The organism is Mesorhizobium sp. M8A.F.Ca.ET.202.01.1.1 (assembly GCF_004791595.1).
GTDB lineage: Bacteria > Pseudomonadota > Alphaproteobacteria > Rhizobiales > Rhizobiaceae > Mesorhizobium.
This window is the reverse complement of the sequence record NZ_SRUN01000003.1, coordinates 86891-100455: the sequence shown is the minus strand read 5'-3', so window position 1 is coordinate 100455 and position 13565 is coordinate 86891. Positions and strand designations below refer to the sequence as shown.

Below are 13565 nucleotides of genomic sequence, written 5' to 3'. Positions count from 1 at the left end.
CTGGGGTCGCGCAGCTTACGCCTCGCGTACCAAGCGGTTGCTGAGGAAAGCCGGCTTCACGTCGACTGATCCACTGGCACGAGCTGCCCAGTCTGCACGTAGCATACAGTTAACTACCTTCCCCATAAGAGGGGAATGCTCCAGCATCGTGCCAAGGCAGAAGGTATTTGCCGGGACTGGCAGCACGACTCGCTGGCAGCCACCCTGAAATCGCTTGGAGGACGATAATGGAACGCAAGTTTCCGCGCAGGCGCGCCGGCGCCGGCATTGTGGCCGCTATTGCGCTTCTCGTCTGCTCCAGTCCCGCCTCCTTCGCGGCCGCCCAGAATAAGACAGTCGCCGCGGATAGCGGCACGGGCGCCCAATCTCCCGAACCGCTTGACGAGGATGAACTTGAAATCCTGGTAGCGCGCATCGCACTCTACCCCGATGAACTTGTCGCACTTATTTGTGAGGCGTCGCTGTACCGGCTGCAGATTGTAGAGGCGAGCCGGTTCCTGGATCAGGTGGCCAAGAAATCGGACCTGAAACCCAAAGAAAGCTGGGACGGCAGTGTAATCTCGCTGCTCAACTATCCCGAGATCATTAAAATGATGAGTGACGATCTGGATTGGACCCAGACGTTTGGCGACGCGTTAACGTATCAGCAAAAAGACGTACTGGTCGCGATTCAGCAGTTGCGCGACAAGGCGGAGGCCAAGGGCCGACGACAAGGTCACGGTTGTCGAAGAGAACAACAATGTCGTTATCCGGTCCGCGAGTACGGACACGATCTATATCCCGCGGTATGAACCGGCCATGCCGTACGCTACCGCTTATCCCCTTGCGCCGATTGCCTACTGGGCTAAAAGTCCCGACAGCGGACCCGACGGCTTCGGCTTCCGCACGGGAATTACCCTGCTGTTCCCGAAGTAGGCTCAACACTGTCCGTGACAGCCACGAGCAATGGACCGCTACGAATGAAGAACGACCGGAAGCCGATATCCATTAGCTGAGCCGCGCGAATACGTATATGTTGTCACTGCGGCGCAAGACGTTCGCATCGGACAAGAAGTAAAAGACGGATTTTAGAGGGGACTTCGATATGGGAATCATCCGAGCTCTCGTGCCGGCTTTGGCGGGGATAGCGGCAGTGCTGGTTGCGGCGCCGGCGATCGCGGCAGACCTTGCACCTCCCGAACCCACACCTGCACCCGCGCCGGTCTGGACCTTCACGGCAGAGCCCTATTTCTGGATGGCAGGCATGAACGGCAGGGTCGGCGTCAGGGGCCTGTCGCCGGCGGATGTCAATGTCGATTTCAGCCAGATTTTCAACCACATCGATTGGTCTCCCCCGCCGGTCATGCTTGCCGGTGAGGCGCGCAATGGCCGCTACGCTCTATTCACCGACTTCATATACCTGGGACTCGAGGCCGATGGCACATCGCCCGGCCCGTTGGCTGCTCTTTCGGCCGAAGCGAAGATGAACATGGTGCTGTGGACCTTCGGCGGCTCCTATCGGGTCGTCGACAATGGCACCGCGACCTTGGACGTTCTGGCCGGCGGACGGCTCTGGTACCTGGATACGGATTTGACCGTTACCGGCCCTCTCGCCACGAGGGAGGCCAGCGGTAGCAAGACTTGGGTCGACCCTCTGATTGGTGTGGCCGGCAATGTTGCTCTCGGCAACGGATTCGGCCTCCATGGCGAGGCGGATGTCGGTGGCTTCGGTGTCGGCGCCGACATCGATTGGCAGGTGCTGGGCACGCTTCAATACCGGTATAGCGATTCGGTCACGCTGGAAGCGGGCTATCGCTACCTTGCCGTAGACTACGACAACGACGGATTTGTATTTGACGTGGCAATGCAGGGACCAATCATCGGCGCCAAATTTCGGTTCTGATCGGATCGGTGATGGCAGGTCAAATAGATCGCGATCGCGTATTTGAGGTAAGGAAGCAAGAGCATCGCGAAGTTCGCTATGGCGGTTTCGTGCTGATCGTTTTCGCTCCCGGTAGCAGGGGCGGCCTTCTCGACCCGAGAACGCAATGTTCTGGTCGGTGGGAAGGAAGCTCCTCGTCTATGCGGGGCGCAAGATCACCACAAACTCCCTCGCGATGAAGTTTCATTTTAGCTAGGTGTGAGCTTTCAGGAGGTTGCTCATTCGGCCCCGACCGAGAAAGCGGAGATTGTCGAAGCTTCAGTGATTCTCGAAGGACGAATGAACATCCACAAGAATGCCCGTCTGACGCCGCTGCGTCGAGAGGAGATGGCCGCGACGTTGTTGAATGCCGTCTTTCCAAAGCCGATGCGGCGCAGACATACGGGGTGACGGCGAAGGTGGTGGCGCGCTGGGTGGAGCGCTTCCAGATCGGGGGAAGCGCCGGCATGCTCGACCATTCCTCGCGGCCCAAGACAAGTCCGAGGCGAGCCGTAGCCGCGGTGGCAGATGAGATTGTGCGCTGCGCGGGCAGCGCCTGACCGGCAAGCACATTGCTATGCAAACCGGCGTGTCCGAAGCGACGGTGGGGCGAGTGCTGGCACACGCCGGACTGTTACGGCTGAAAGACCTGGTACCGGCCGAGCCGGCGCGTCGCTATGAGCGCGAGCGTCAAGCCAATCAGCCTGTGCCCGGGAGTGGTGCTCTATTGGGCTGAGCGCTCGGGAGCGAGCCCTGACAGATTCAGTTTCCGCACCGTCGTTACACTCCTACTCGCAAAGAAATAAGTCCGAAGCCAACCAGCAGAGAATACCAGATGCTACGAGCGCCATGCATTTGCATCAAGTATCAAAGCGGGGCTGCTTTCGAGCCGTGCATTCGCTTGGGGACAACTTCGAAACGGGAGGGGAGTTTGGGAAATTGTTTTGTGAGCCTATCCAAAGTCAGGCATGTCAGCGGCGTTTTGTTGGCGTCGGCTTTGGCTGCCCTGTTCTGGGGGTGCGCGTCCCGTCCGACGAATGTGCTGTTGCCAGTGGCCGAAACGTCCCCTTCGGCTAGCAAGGTGGAGATGTTGGTGGCGACGACCCGCAGTCGTTCCTCCAATCCGGCTGAGATGTTTACGGGCGAGCGCGGATTGGCCCCCTCGTTCGCGGAGATTACAGTGTCGATTCCTCCGGCATCGGTTCGCAAGGTCGGCGAGGTCGCGTGGCCCAGGAAACTTCCATCAAACCCGGCAACCGATTTCGCGGTCGTTCAGACCGAAGATTTGACCGTCCAGACTGCGAAGGGATGGCTCCACGCGTCTGTCAGGAAAAGCCGGGACCATAGTGTTTTGGTCTTTATCCATGGTTTTAATAACCGATTCGAAGATTCGGTTTATCGTTTTGCGCAGATCTCCCACGATACAGGCACCGACAGCGTGCCCATCCTGGTCACCTGGCCTTCTCGTGGGAGCGCACTTGCCTATGGATATGACCGCGAAAGCACCAACTACACCCGCGACGGCCTCGAACTGTTGTTCCAGTTTCTCGCGCGCGATCCAGACGTAAAGGAAGTCTCGATCCTCGCTCATTCAATGGGCAACTGGCTTGCGTTGGAATCTTTGCGCCAGATGGCTATCCGCAACGGCGGCCTGCCGGCGAAATTCAAGAACGTCATGCTGGCTGCCCCTGACGTCGATGTCGACGTGTTTCGCACGCAAATTGCCGACATGGGCAAACAGCACCCCCAGTTCACCCTTTTTGTTTCGCAGGATGACCGCGCGCTGGCGATTTCAAAACGGGTCTGGGGCGATATCCCGCGGCTCGGTTCAATCAACCCGGAGCAGAGCCCATACAAAGAGGAATTCGCGAAAAACAATGTAGTGGTCATCGACCTGACCAAAGTCAAATCCGGAGACAAGTTGAACCATGGCAAGTTCGCCGAGTCACCCCAGACCGTCCAACTGATTGGGGCTCGAATTGCCGGCGGCCAGAATCTCACCGACAGTAGGGTTGGCCTGGGCGACACGATCATTCAGGCAACGACCGGGGCGGCAGCAGCGGCGGGCAGCGCGGCGGGGCTGGTGATCGCGGCACCCGTGGCAGTGATCGATCAGAACACCAGGGAGAACTACGGCCGTCAGGTCAACGCTCTCGCAGGTTCCCAGAACAGCCAGAAAGCGAAGGCTGGCAAGAATTGCGTTGTCTCCGCTCCGACTATCCAAGATTGCAGGAAATAGCCATTCGGCGAAGCCAAGTGGCAGTACTGAAGCCGATGAAGGACAGACCATACGCATCTGCAGGAACGGCGCTGCGTTCCGTCCGGCTGAAAAGGGGGGAATGAATGCGTGGCGTCGCGCGAATCTCAATTGCGATCATCCTTTCACTAGTCGTTACAATCTTGACCGCCTGGGCCGGCCTTGCGATGTGGTACCGCCTGCCTTTCGCGGAGCCCGGACGGGCAGTGGCCTGCATCCTGTTCATCTTGTTCGGCTTCACCATCATCATCGCGCTCTTCAGCCGGATCCGCTTCCGGGCGCTCGCAGTGTTTGTGGCTGCGTTTGCTGCGGTTCTGGTTTGGTGGAGCACCATCAAGCCTTTGGCCGACGCCGACTGGGCGCCCGATGTCGCCCGTCAGGTAACCGGCACCTACGACGGAAATCGGTTGACGTTAAAAGACGTGCGCGCCTTCGAATGGCGCAGCGACACCGATTTCACCGAACGCTGGACAACGCGGACGTACGATCTCTCCAGCATCCAGACCGTCGACCTCTTCATGTCTTATTGGTCTGGGACCAGAATCGCCCATGTCATCATGAGCTTCGGCTTTGCAGGAGGTGACTATCTTGCCTGGTCCATCGAGGTGCGGCGGCGTCGCGGTGGCGAGTTTTCGCCCATAGCAGACCTGTTCAAGAGCAATCCCCTGGTCATTATCGCGGCCGACGAGCGTGACGTGGTCGGCGTCAGGTCGAATGTCCGAGGAGAGGACGTCCAGATCTATCGACTAAAGGCGTCGCCTGACGCAGCCCGGACGCTCCTTCTGGAATATCTCTCTGACGCAAATGCGCTTTCCGCGGCTCCAAAATTCTACAATTCCATCACGACGAACTGTACGACGACGATCGTCAAGATGATGCGAGCGGTCGGTGACGTGGTCCCCCTCGACTGGCGCCTAATCGTCAACGGCTATCTGCCCGATTATGCCTATGCACGGGGTGCACTCGACACCCGCATGCCATTGTCAGACTTGAGAGCACTAGCCCACATCGACGACCGCGCGCGGAAGTCAGGCCTTTCGCCAGACTTTTCAAGACTAATCCGTATTGGCGTGCCGTCTCCGTCTCGAAGCGGGTACGCCCCTTGAAGTGCTATATCTCGATTGTCGAAACTGAATCAGTAGGCCAGATGTCGGCCTAAAGAAGCTGCTGAAGCGATGCGGAATCGCGTCCCCGCCGCAGGATACCGGAACAAAGTTCGTGTCGGAAAGAAGGTGCCCGCATTACCCAAGGCGCCACCGCGGCGGCCGCAAACGGGCGATCGGGACTAGAGCGCCGATGCTGGTGCCGCTGAGTGCCGACGAGCGCTGACTTCGTATCGGACCAGCCCACCGACGGGCGCCGCTTCCGCATCATGATCTCGATGAGTCCAAGATATCGTTTTATGATGGGAATGGCGCCCCGGCCGGATGTCTCATGCCGTCGCAGCTGCCTAAATCAATAGCATTCTGCATGATGGGCTCTTTGGCGGGTAAATTCTGAATTTCACTATAAGCTGTTGTTTTTGTTGATGGTATGGCGGAGAGAGCGGGATTCGAACCCGCGTTACGGTCTCCCGTAAACACACTTTCCAGGCGTGCGCCTTCAACCACTCGGCCACCTCTCCGTCCTTGCATTTTTCACGACGGCCGGTTTCGCCGCGCGGGTTGGGGACAATGCAGTCCCTTCAGGGAGCCGGTACGCGATATCAGCGCCGTGGGTGCCGCCAACCAGCAAGCACCTTCCCCTCGCACCTGAGCCGTCAAAGCAACAGGCGCGGGGCTCATCTAGTCGATCCCGCGCCGAATGCCAAGCCATAACGGCAGTCTATTCGCTTTGCCGGCCACACAGTGCTTCGCGAGGCCGCCGCGGCATCCGTTTCGAGGTGCCGACGCCCCGAATGATGTGCACAGGCAAGGCCGCAAGACCGGCCGCGCTTGACTTCGCCGCCGGCCACCTGTCGAGTGACGCTGAGGCTTTGCGGGGGCATCGTCCGGACATGACATCAAGCAGTGAACAACCGGGTAGCGGGCAGGCGCCAGTCGGGCGGCCAGGCAACGACCTGTCTTATGTCCCGGTGGGTTGGCTCATCTTCGTCATGGCGTGGTCGGTCTACGGCCTGGCCTCGGCCTGGTGGCTGACCGGCGACTCCGGCCTGCCGGACAGGATCTTCTATTTCCTCCTTGGCGGGCTTGCCGTCGACATCATCACCATCCTGTGGGGGCTTTACCTGCTCGGCCTTGCCTTTGGCCGCTCGGCGCGCTTCCCGCGCCAGTTCATCATCTGGCAGGCGGCGACCATCGTCTGGGTGCTGGCGAGGCAGGCCTATGTGCTTGCCGTGCCCGATTTCGTCTTCTCCGCCAGGAGCCAGTTCATCGGCGGCGCCGAAATCGCCATCGGCCTGCTCTGCATCTATCTGCTGCGCCGCGGCTCCGGCGCCGAAGGCGTCTATGCCAGGCCTCCGACCGAAGCGCCGTCGGTCTTCGTTTCCATCGTCGCTGCCTTGCTCGGCATCATCCTGGGCGCGGTCATCGGTGCGGTTGGCGGCTTCCTGGCTGGCTCGGTGATTGCCGATGTCGCCGAGGTCAGCTGCTTCGAGGGCGGCTGCGGCTACTTCGCCGCCTTCATCGGCTTGGCCGGGCTGGTGGTCGGCGCCATTGCCGGCGGCATTCTTGCCGTCTGGCTCGTTCACCGCCGCGGACGCAAGCCAGTCGCATAGGGTTCAGCAAGCGCGAACCTTCAAATTCGCGTATCGCGATTGCGGACAAACCGCACGCATTCTATTTCTGGTTCGGGACATGTGCCGGAGGCTCCTGGTCAGCTCCAGGATGAACCGGGGGAGAGCCTTGATGTTTCGCTTCGTCTTTCGTCTTGCGGCCATGGTCGCGCTGTCGGTTTCCGTCATCATGGCGGTGCTCGACACGACGCGCACGGTGGCAGCTTCGGCCCTCGTGCTGACCCCGCTCAACGCCAGCTGGCTGGCTGTCTCGCCGGACACGCGGGCGGCCTTCGAAACCTATGTTCGCGCCAAGGCCAGTCCGCTGCTGTGGGATGGCGCCATCGCCTGGGTGCTCAACCAGCCGGGCTTTGCCGTCTTCGCGGTGCTGGCCTTCCTGCTTTACGCCATCGGCTACCGGCGGCAGCGGCGCACGGGACAGTTCGCCGCGAACTGACCCATCGGCATCGCCCGCGCCATTCCGGCCACCTCCCGACGGCTTGCGAGCAAGGATCGGATCGCGGCGCGGCGTGCCCATGGCATGCTTTTCCAAAAGGTCAAAATTCCGCGTGAATTTTGTTTCGGGCCGTGCCAGATTGCCCGGGAGCGGGAGGGGAATACACTCCTGGCTAACGTCGTTTGCCTGCCGGAGAACCGGGCAGACAGGCGGTGCGTAACGGAAAAAATAACCGACAGGGTGTGGATCACATGAAACGTATCGTTCTCGGCCTCCTGGCCGCAACCGCAATGGTTCTTCCGGCTTTCGCCGCGGATGTCCAGCCGGCCATCCTCTATGATCTGGGCGGCAAGTTCGACAAATCCTTCAACGAGGCGGCCTACCACGGCGCCGAGAAATTCAAGACCGAGACCGGCGTTGCATATGTCGAGTTCGAAGTGTCGAACGCCTCGCAGCGCGAGCAGGCGCTGCGCCGCTTCGCCGAGGACGGCCGTAACCCGATCGTCATGGCCGGCTTTGCCTGGGAGGACGCCCTCAAAGCGGTCGCAAAAGATTATCCCGACCTGAACTTCGCCATCATCGACGATGCCGTCGACCTGCCCAACGTCCGTTCGCTGGTGTTCAAGGAGAATGAAGGCTCCTATCTCGTCGGCATCCTGGCGGGGATGGCCTCGAAGTCCAAGAAGGTCTCCTTCATCGGCGGCATGGACATCCCGCTGATCCGCAAATTCGAATGCGGCTATGTCGGCGGCGCCAAGGCGGCAGGCGCGACCGATGTCATCCAGAACATGACCGGCGACACGCCGGCTGCCTGGAACGACCCGGCCAAGGGCGGCGAGATCGCCAAGACGCAGATCGACCAGGGCTCCGACGTGGTCTACGCCGCGGCCGGCGGCACCGGCGTCGGCGTGCTGCAGGCGGCGGCAGATGCCGGCAAGCTCGGCATCGGCGTCGATTCCAACCAGAACGGCCTGCAGCCCGGCAAGGTGCTGACCTCGATGATGAAGCGTGTGGACGTCGCCGTCTACAATGCCTTCATGGACGGCAAGAACGGCACCTTCAAAGGTGGCGTGCAAAATCTCGGCCTCAAGGAAGGCGGCGTCGACTACGCCATGGACGACAACAACAAGGCGCTGGTGACCGACGAAATGAAGGCGGCGGTCGAAAAGGCCAAGGCCGACATCATCGCCGGCAAGATCCAGGTGCACGACTACACAGCCGACAACGCCTGCCCCTATTGATCGGCGGCACCATACGGCAATGACTGGAACCGCCGGGCAACGCCCGGCGGTTTTGTGTCGGCCTACAGCTTGCCGGCGAGATAACCCAGCGCGAAGGCCGCGATCAGTGCCATAGCGACCACGTACCCACGCTTGCCGCCCAGCGCGTGCACGCGAACGCCGTACGGCTGTCGGGACAGGCTTCGGATCACTGTCGGCGGTTTGGCATCGTTGCCGCCCAGGCCAACGCTGCGCATTTGCGGCAATTCGGCGAGGCGTTGCGTGACTAGCGCCCAATGATTGGCGCCGGCTGGTTTTTCGGCACGGTCGAAAACATGCATGCGTTCGGCGAGTTGCACCACCGCGTCGCGGAAGGCAGGGTCGATCTCGAGATCGCGCTCGGCCCGCTCGCGCTCGGCATCGTTCATCAGGCCCAGCACATAATCGCCGGCCCTTGCGATGCGGTCGCTTTCACCGGCCATGGCCAGGACCCTCCCCTTCTCCTCACCAGTGTGGCGGTTTGGTAACCGGCACATCCGGTGCCGCCTGCTCTTCAAGGGCCAGGAAGCGGTCGGTCAACGCATCGAGCTTGCGCTGCATGCGTTCGATCACCTTCCACTGCTCGGCAATCTGGCCCGACAGTTCCTCGATGGTCTTCTCCTGCTCGGCGGCGCGGATTTCCAGCGTCGTCAGCCGGTCGGCGGGCATGATCATGCAAAGTCCCCAGTTCGTACCGCGACACCTTGCGCCGCAACGTCAAATCGACCTCGCCATATTAGCGAATGCGAGAGCTTCGGCCACGTTCGAAATTGACAAGCGCGCGCGGATTTGTCGAGAGTGGACGCTGCTCCGGACAATTGGCATGGGCGGATGGTCATGCTAGGCATTTTGACCAAGCGATAAAAAAATAAGAGTGGGACAGGCTGCATGGCGCAAGCCGCAATCGAACTGACAGGCATCAACAAGAGTTTTGGCGCGGTGCGCGCCAACCGCGACATCAATCTGGAGATCGCGCGCGGCACTATTCACGGCATCGTCGGCGAGAACGGCGCCGGCAAGTCGACGCTGATGTCGATCCTCTACGGTTTCTACCAGGCCGACAGCGGCGAGATCCGTGTCGGCGGCAAGCCGGCGTCGATCAAGACCCCCAACGACGCGATCGCGCTCGGCATCGGCATGGTGCACCAGCATTTCATGCTGGTCGACAATTTCTCGGTGCTGGAGAACATCATCCTCGGCGCCGAAACCGATGCGCTTCTGAAGAGCAGCATCGCCAAGGCGCGCTCCGAGCTTGACCGGCTGGAACGCGAATACGGGCTGGAAGTCGATCCCGATGCGATCATCGAGGAACTGCCGGTCGGCCTGCAGCAGCGCGTCGAAATCCTGAAGGCGCTTTATCGCGGCGCCGAAATCCTGATCCTCGACGAGCCGACGGGCGTCTTGACCCCGGCCGAGGCCGACCACCTGTTCCGCATCCTCAGACAGTTGAAGGAACAGGGAAAGACGGTGGTATTGATCACCCACAAGCTGCGCGAGATCATGGCCATCACCGACACCGTGTCGGTCATGCGTCAGGGCACGATGGTGGCGACCCGGGAGACCAGGAAAACCACCGTCGAGGAGCTGGCCGAGCTGATGGTCGGGCGGCGCGTCTTGCTCCGGGTCGAAAAGGGCGACGCCGAGGCCGGTGCCGTCAAGCTCGCGGTCAAGAACCTGACGGTCAGGGATTCCCGCGGCGTCACCATGGTCGACGACGTCTCCTTCGACTTGCGCGCCGGCGAGATCGTCGGCATCGCCGGCGTCGCCGGCAACGGCCAATCCGAATTGCTCGAGGCGATTTCCGGCATCAGGCACGCCGTTTCCGGTTCCGTGATGCTCGAGGGCAAGCCGATCGATCTCACCGGCAAGGCCGATCCCGGCGAATTGCGTGACCGCGGCCTCGCCCACGTGCCGGAAGACCGCCATCATGTCGGGCTGGTGCTGGCTTTCGAGGAAAACGAGAATTCCATCCTCGGCTACCACGACGATCCCCGTTACCTCAGGGGACCGTTCCTCAACATCGACGCCATCATGGCCGATGCCAAGGACAAGATCGAGAAATACGACATTCGTCCCGGCAATCCGCGCCTGAAGACGGCCAATTTTTCCGGCGGCAACCAGCAGAAGATCGTGCTCGCGCGCGAAATCGAACAGGACCCCGGCGTGCTGATCGTCGGCCAGCCGACGCGCGGCGTCGATGTCGGCGCCATCGAATTCATCCACAAGCGCCTGATCGCCATGCGCGACCAGGGCAAGGCGGTGCTGGTGGTCTCGGTCGAACTCGACGAGATCCGTTCGCTCTCCGATCGCATCCTGGTGATGTTTGCCGGCCGCATCGTCGGCGAGCGCGGCCCCGAGGCGACCGAAGGCGAGCTTGGCCTGCTGATGGCCGGTGTCGAGCATCAGGAGGCCGCGCAATGAGCACGCCTTACGCCAAATTGCCGGCCTGGGCCGACTACGGGCTGATCCCGCTGATCAACCTGTCGGTCGCCTTCATCGTCGCCGGCTTCGTCGTCATGCTGGTCGGCGAAAACCCGTTCCGCGCCGCCGTCATCCTGGTCGAAGGCGCCTTCGGCAAGGGAACGGGCATCGCCTTCACCCTCTTCTATGCCACGACCTTCATATTCACCGGGCTTTCGGTGGCGGTGGCGGCACATTGCGGCCTGTTCAACATCGGCACCGAGGGCCAAGCCTACATCGCCGGCCTCGGCATCGCCATCGTCTGTCTTTCCTTCGACAGTACACTGCCCTGGTGGCTGACTTTTCCGCTGGCCATCGTGGCCTCGGCGCTCGTGGGCGCGTTGTGGGCGTTGATCCCCGCCTACCTGCAGGCCAAGCGCGGCTCGCACATCGTCATCACCACGATCATGTTCAACTTCATCGCCGCCTCGATCATGGTCTACCTGCTGGTCGGTCCGCTGAAACCGGCAGGGTCGCAGGCGCCGCAGACGCGCAACTTCCTCGCCGGCGCCGAACTGCCGAAGCTCAACTGGATCATCGAACTGTTCGGCGCCAAGATCCGCTCGGCCCCGCTCAACATCTGCTTCCTGCTGGCGCTGGCGATGGCCTTCCTGGTCTGGCTGCTGATCTGGCGCACCAGGCTCGGCTACGAGATGCGCACCTATGGCCACAGCCCGAAGGCGGCCCGCTATGCCGGCATTTCGGAAACGCGCATCATCATCACCGCCATGATGATCTCGGGCGCGCTGGCCGGCATGATGGCGCTCAACCCGGTGATGGGCGACCAGCACAATGTCGCGATCGACTTCGTCTCGGGCGCCGGCTTCGTCGGCATCGCGGTGGCGCTGATGGGCCGCCTGCATCCGGTCGGCATCGTGCTGGCGGCGATCCTGTTCGGCATGCTCTACCAGGGCGGCGCCGAACTCGCCTTCGAGATGCCGGCGATCAGCCGCGACATGATCGTCATCATTCAAGGCCTGGTCATCCTTTTCGCCGGCGCGCTCGAGCACATGTTCAGGCCCTATATCCAGGCTCTGTTCGCCTCGTTCAGCCCGAAATCGGTGGGCATGCAGGCTGTCAACGGGAAGGGCGCCTGAGATGGACATCTTCAACGCAATCATCCAGGTGCTGGACTCGACCATCCGCCTGTCGGTGCCGCTGCTGCTTGCCTGCCTCGCCGGCCTCTATTCGGAGCGGGCCGGCATTTTCGACATCGGCCTCGAAGGCAAGATGCTGGTCGGCGCCTTCGCGGGGGCTGCCGCGGCTTCCGTGTTCCACTCGGCGCTTATCGGTCTCGGCATGGCGGTCCTGATCTCTGTCGCTTTCGCGCTGGTGCACGGCTTTGCCTCGATCACCCATCGCGGCAACCAGATCGTTTCGGGCGTGGCGATCAACTTCGTCGCCGCCGGATCGACCATCATCCTCGGCCAGGCCTGGTTCCAGCAGGGTGGCCGCACGCCGGCGCTGCAACCCGGCGAGCGGTTCGAGGCGATCATCTGGCCTGGCGCCGACGCGGCCAGGGACGTGCCGATCATCGGCCCGATCTACGCCGAACTGATCTCCGGCCATTCGATCCTCGTCTATTTCGCCTTTGCGATGGTGCCGTTCACCTGGTGGGTGCTGTTTCGCACGCGCTTCGGCCTCAGGCTGCGCGCGGTCGGCGAAAATCCGGCCGCGGTCGACACGGCTGGCATCTCGGTCGCCTGGCTGCGCTATCGGGCGCTGATCTGCACCGGCATCCTGACCGGGTTCGCCGGCGCCTATCTTTCGATGGTGCAGAATGGCGGCTTCGTGAAGGACATGACGGCGGGCAAGGGCTACATCGCGCTGGCCGCGCTGATCTTCGCCAAATGGAAACCGGTCAACGCCATGTTCGCATGCCTGCTGTTCGGTTTCCTCGATGCGGCGTCGATCCGCCTGCAGGGGACACCGCTGCCCATTGTCGGCAAGGTGTCGGTGCAGTTCATGCAGGCGCTGCCTTATGTGCTGACCGTCATCTTGCTCGCCGGCTTCATCGGCAAGGCCATCCCGCCGCGCGCCGGCGGCGTGCCTTACGTCAAGGAACGCTAGGACAAGACTCCCCACGCCGGGTTTTGGACACGATCATCGGAGAGAACACCTGAATGTCGCATGATCTGTTCGAAGCGGCCAAGGCCGCCATGGCCAAGGCCTATGCGCCCTATTCGAAATTCCCGGTGGGTGCCGCCTTGCGCACCGAGGACGGGCGCGTCTTCACCGGCGCCAACATCGAGGTCGCCTCTTATCCCGAGGGCTGGTGCGCCGAGACCACCGCGCTTGGCCACTACATCATGGGCGGCGGCGGCAAGATCGTGGAAATCGCCGTCCTTGCCGAACGCATGGCCAAATGCTCGCCGTGTGGCGGCTGCCGTCAGCGGCTGGCCGAATTCTGCCGCCCGGAAACGAAACTCTACCTCTGCGACAACACCGGCGTGGCCGAGACCGTGACCATGGGCGACATGCTGCCCTATGGCTTTCGCGGCGATATCCTCAAATGACGC

Annotated in this window: 12 protein-coding genes, 1 tRNA gene and 3 pseudogenes; 13 read left to right on the top strand and 3 right to left on the bottom strand. The window is 61.7% G+C overall.

Features of this window, described 5'->3' with window-relative positions:
* Positions 1–227: 227 nt before the first annotated feature.
* The 6 genes and pseudogenes from EN845_RS08480 to EN845_RS08455 all read left to right on the top strand — a co-directional run.
* Positions 228–915: pseudogene (locus EN845_RS08480) on the top strand (DUF3300 domain-containing protein).
* Between the two features lie 217 nt (positions 916–1132).
* Entirely contained in the window at positions 1133–1882 is a 750-nt protein-coding gene (locus EN845_RS08475; protein ID WP_127278206.1) for a hypothetical protein, read from the top strand.
* Between the two features lie 318 nt (positions 1883–2200).
* Positions 2201–2588 (top strand): annotated as a pseudogene (locus tag EN845_RS08470) (leucine zipper domain-containing protein); the annotation flags it as partial.
* A gap of 294 nt (positions 2589–2882) precedes the next feature.
* The gene (locus EN845_RS08465) at positions 2883–4139 is read left to right on the top strand and encodes an alpha/beta hydrolase (protein WP_245511699.1); all 1257 of its coding nucleotides are present in this window, start codon (positions 2883–2885) and stop codon (positions 4137–4139) included.
* Between the two features lie 104 nt (positions 4140–4243).
* Positions 4244–5263 (top strand): DUF4105 domain-containing protein, encoded by a 1020-nt coding sequence (locus EN845_RS08460; protein WP_127869962.1) that lies wholly within the window; start codon positions 4244–4246, stop codon positions 5261–5263.
* 145 nt (positions 5264–5408) lie between these two features.
* Positions 5409–5532, top strand: a pseudogene (locus EN845_RS08455) (IS3 family transposase); the annotation flags it as partial.
* Between the two features lie 159 nt (positions 5533–5691).
* Here the strand turns inward: EN845_RS08455 and EN845_RS08450 are convergent.
* Positions 5692–5781: transfer RNA gene (locus EN845_RS08450), tRNA-Ser, on the bottom strand.
* 372 nt (positions 5782–6153) lie between these two features.
* Here EN845_RS08450 and EN845_RS08445 point away from each other — a divergent pair.
* From EN845_RS08445 to EN845_RS08435, 3 genes are all read left to right on the top strand, one after another.
* Positions 6154–6873 (top strand): DUF2569 domain-containing protein, encoded by a 720-nt coding sequence (locus EN845_RS08445; RefSeq protein WP_245511686.1) that lies wholly within the window; start codon positions 6154–6156, stop codon positions 6871–6873.
* Between the two features lie 130 nt (positions 6874–7003).
* Complete coding sequence (locus tag EN845_RS08440) at positions 7004–7327, top strand: hypothetical protein (protein ID WP_127869964.1); 324 nt, start codon at positions 7004–7006, stop codon at positions 7325–7327.
* A gap of 251 nt (positions 7328–7578) precedes the next feature.
* Positions 7579–8568, top strand: a complete 990-nt coding sequence (locus EN845_RS08435; protein ID WP_127280664.1) for a BMP family ABC transporter substrate-binding protein — start codon at positions 7579–7581, stop codon at positions 8566–8568.
* Positions 8569–8630: 62 nt separating this feature from the next.
* Here the strand turns inward: EN845_RS08435 and EN845_RS08430 are convergent, their stop codons facing one another.
* The gene (locus EN845_RS08430; protein WP_127280663.1) at positions 8631–9029 is read right to left on the bottom strand and encodes a hypothetical protein; all 399 of its coding nucleotides are present in this window, start codon (positions 9027–9029) and stop codon (positions 8631–8633) included.
* Between the two features lie 22 nt (positions 9030–9051).
* Positions 9052–9258 (bottom strand): SlyX family protein, encoded by a 207-nt coding sequence (locus EN845_RS08425; protein ID WP_123151274.1) that lies wholly within the window; start codon positions 9256–9258, stop codon positions 9052–9054.
* Positions 9259–9474: 216 nt separating this feature from the next.
* On the opposite strand from EN845_RS08425, the gene EN845_RS08420 reads away from it, so the two are divergent.
* The 4 genes from EN845_RS08420 to cdd are packed head-to-tail and all read left to right on the top strand — an operon-like array spanning position 9475 to position 13562.
* Positions 9475–11007 (top strand): ABC transporter ATP-binding protein, encoded by a 1533-nt coding sequence (locus EN845_RS08420; RefSeq protein ID WP_127869965.1) that lies wholly within the window; start codon positions 9475–9477, stop codon positions 11005–11007.
* On the top strand, positions 11004–12143 hold the full coding sequence (locus tag EN845_RS08415; RefSeq protein ID WP_127280035.1) for an ABC transporter permease: 1140 nt from the start codon (positions 11004–11006) through the stop codon (positions 12141–12143). Before EN845_RS08420 ends, EN845_RS08415 begins: the two co-directional genes overlap by 4 nt.
* Position 12144: 1 nt before the next feature.
* Entirely contained in the window at positions 12145–13116 is a 972-nt protein-coding gene (locus tag EN845_RS08410) for an ABC transporter permease (RefSeq protein ID WP_127280034.1), read from the top strand.
* 53 nt (positions 13117–13169) lie between these two features.
* Entirely contained in the window at positions 13170–13562 is a 393-nt protein-coding gene (gene cdd, locus EN845_RS08405) for a cytidine deaminase (RefSeq protein ID WP_127280033.1), read from the top strand.
* Positions 13563–13565: the final 3 nt, after the last annotated feature.

Coding starts and splice junctions, on each gene's coding strand:
- EN845_RS08430 (WP_127280663.1), bottom strand. CDS start 9,029: ATGGCCGGTGAAAGCGACCGCATCGCAAGGGCCGGCGATTATGTGCTG.
- EN845_RS08415 (WP_127280035.1), top strand. CDS start 11,004: ATGAGCACGCCTTACGCCAAATTGCCGGCCTGGGCCGACTACGGGCTG.
- EN845_RS08410 (WP_127280034.1), top strand. CDS start 12,145: ATGGACATCTTCAACGCAATCATCCAGGTGCTGGACTCGACCATCCGC.
- EN845_RS08435 (WP_127280664.1), top strand. CDS start 7,579: ATGAAACGTATCGTTCTCGGCCTCCTGGCCGCAACCGCAATGGTTCTT.
- EN845_RS08440 (WP_127869964.1), top strand. CDS start 7,004: ATGTTTCGCTTCGTCTTTCGTCTTGCGGCCATGGTCGCGCTGTCGGTT.
- EN845_RS08445 (WP_245511686.1), top strand. CDS start 6,154: ATGACATCAAGCAGTGAACAACCGGGTAGCGGGCAGGCGCCAGTCGGG.
- EN845_RS08420 (WP_127869965.1), top strand. CDS start 9,475: ATGGCGCAAGCCGCAATCGAACTGACAGGCATCAACAAGAGTTTTGGC.
- cdd (WP_127280033.1), top strand. CDS start 13,170: ATGTCGCATGATCTGTTCGAAGCGGCCAAGGCCGCCATGGCCAAGGCC.
- EN845_RS08460 (WP_127869962.1), top strand. CDS start 4,244: ATGCGTGGCGTCGCGCGAATCTCAATTGCGATCATCCTTTCACTAGTC.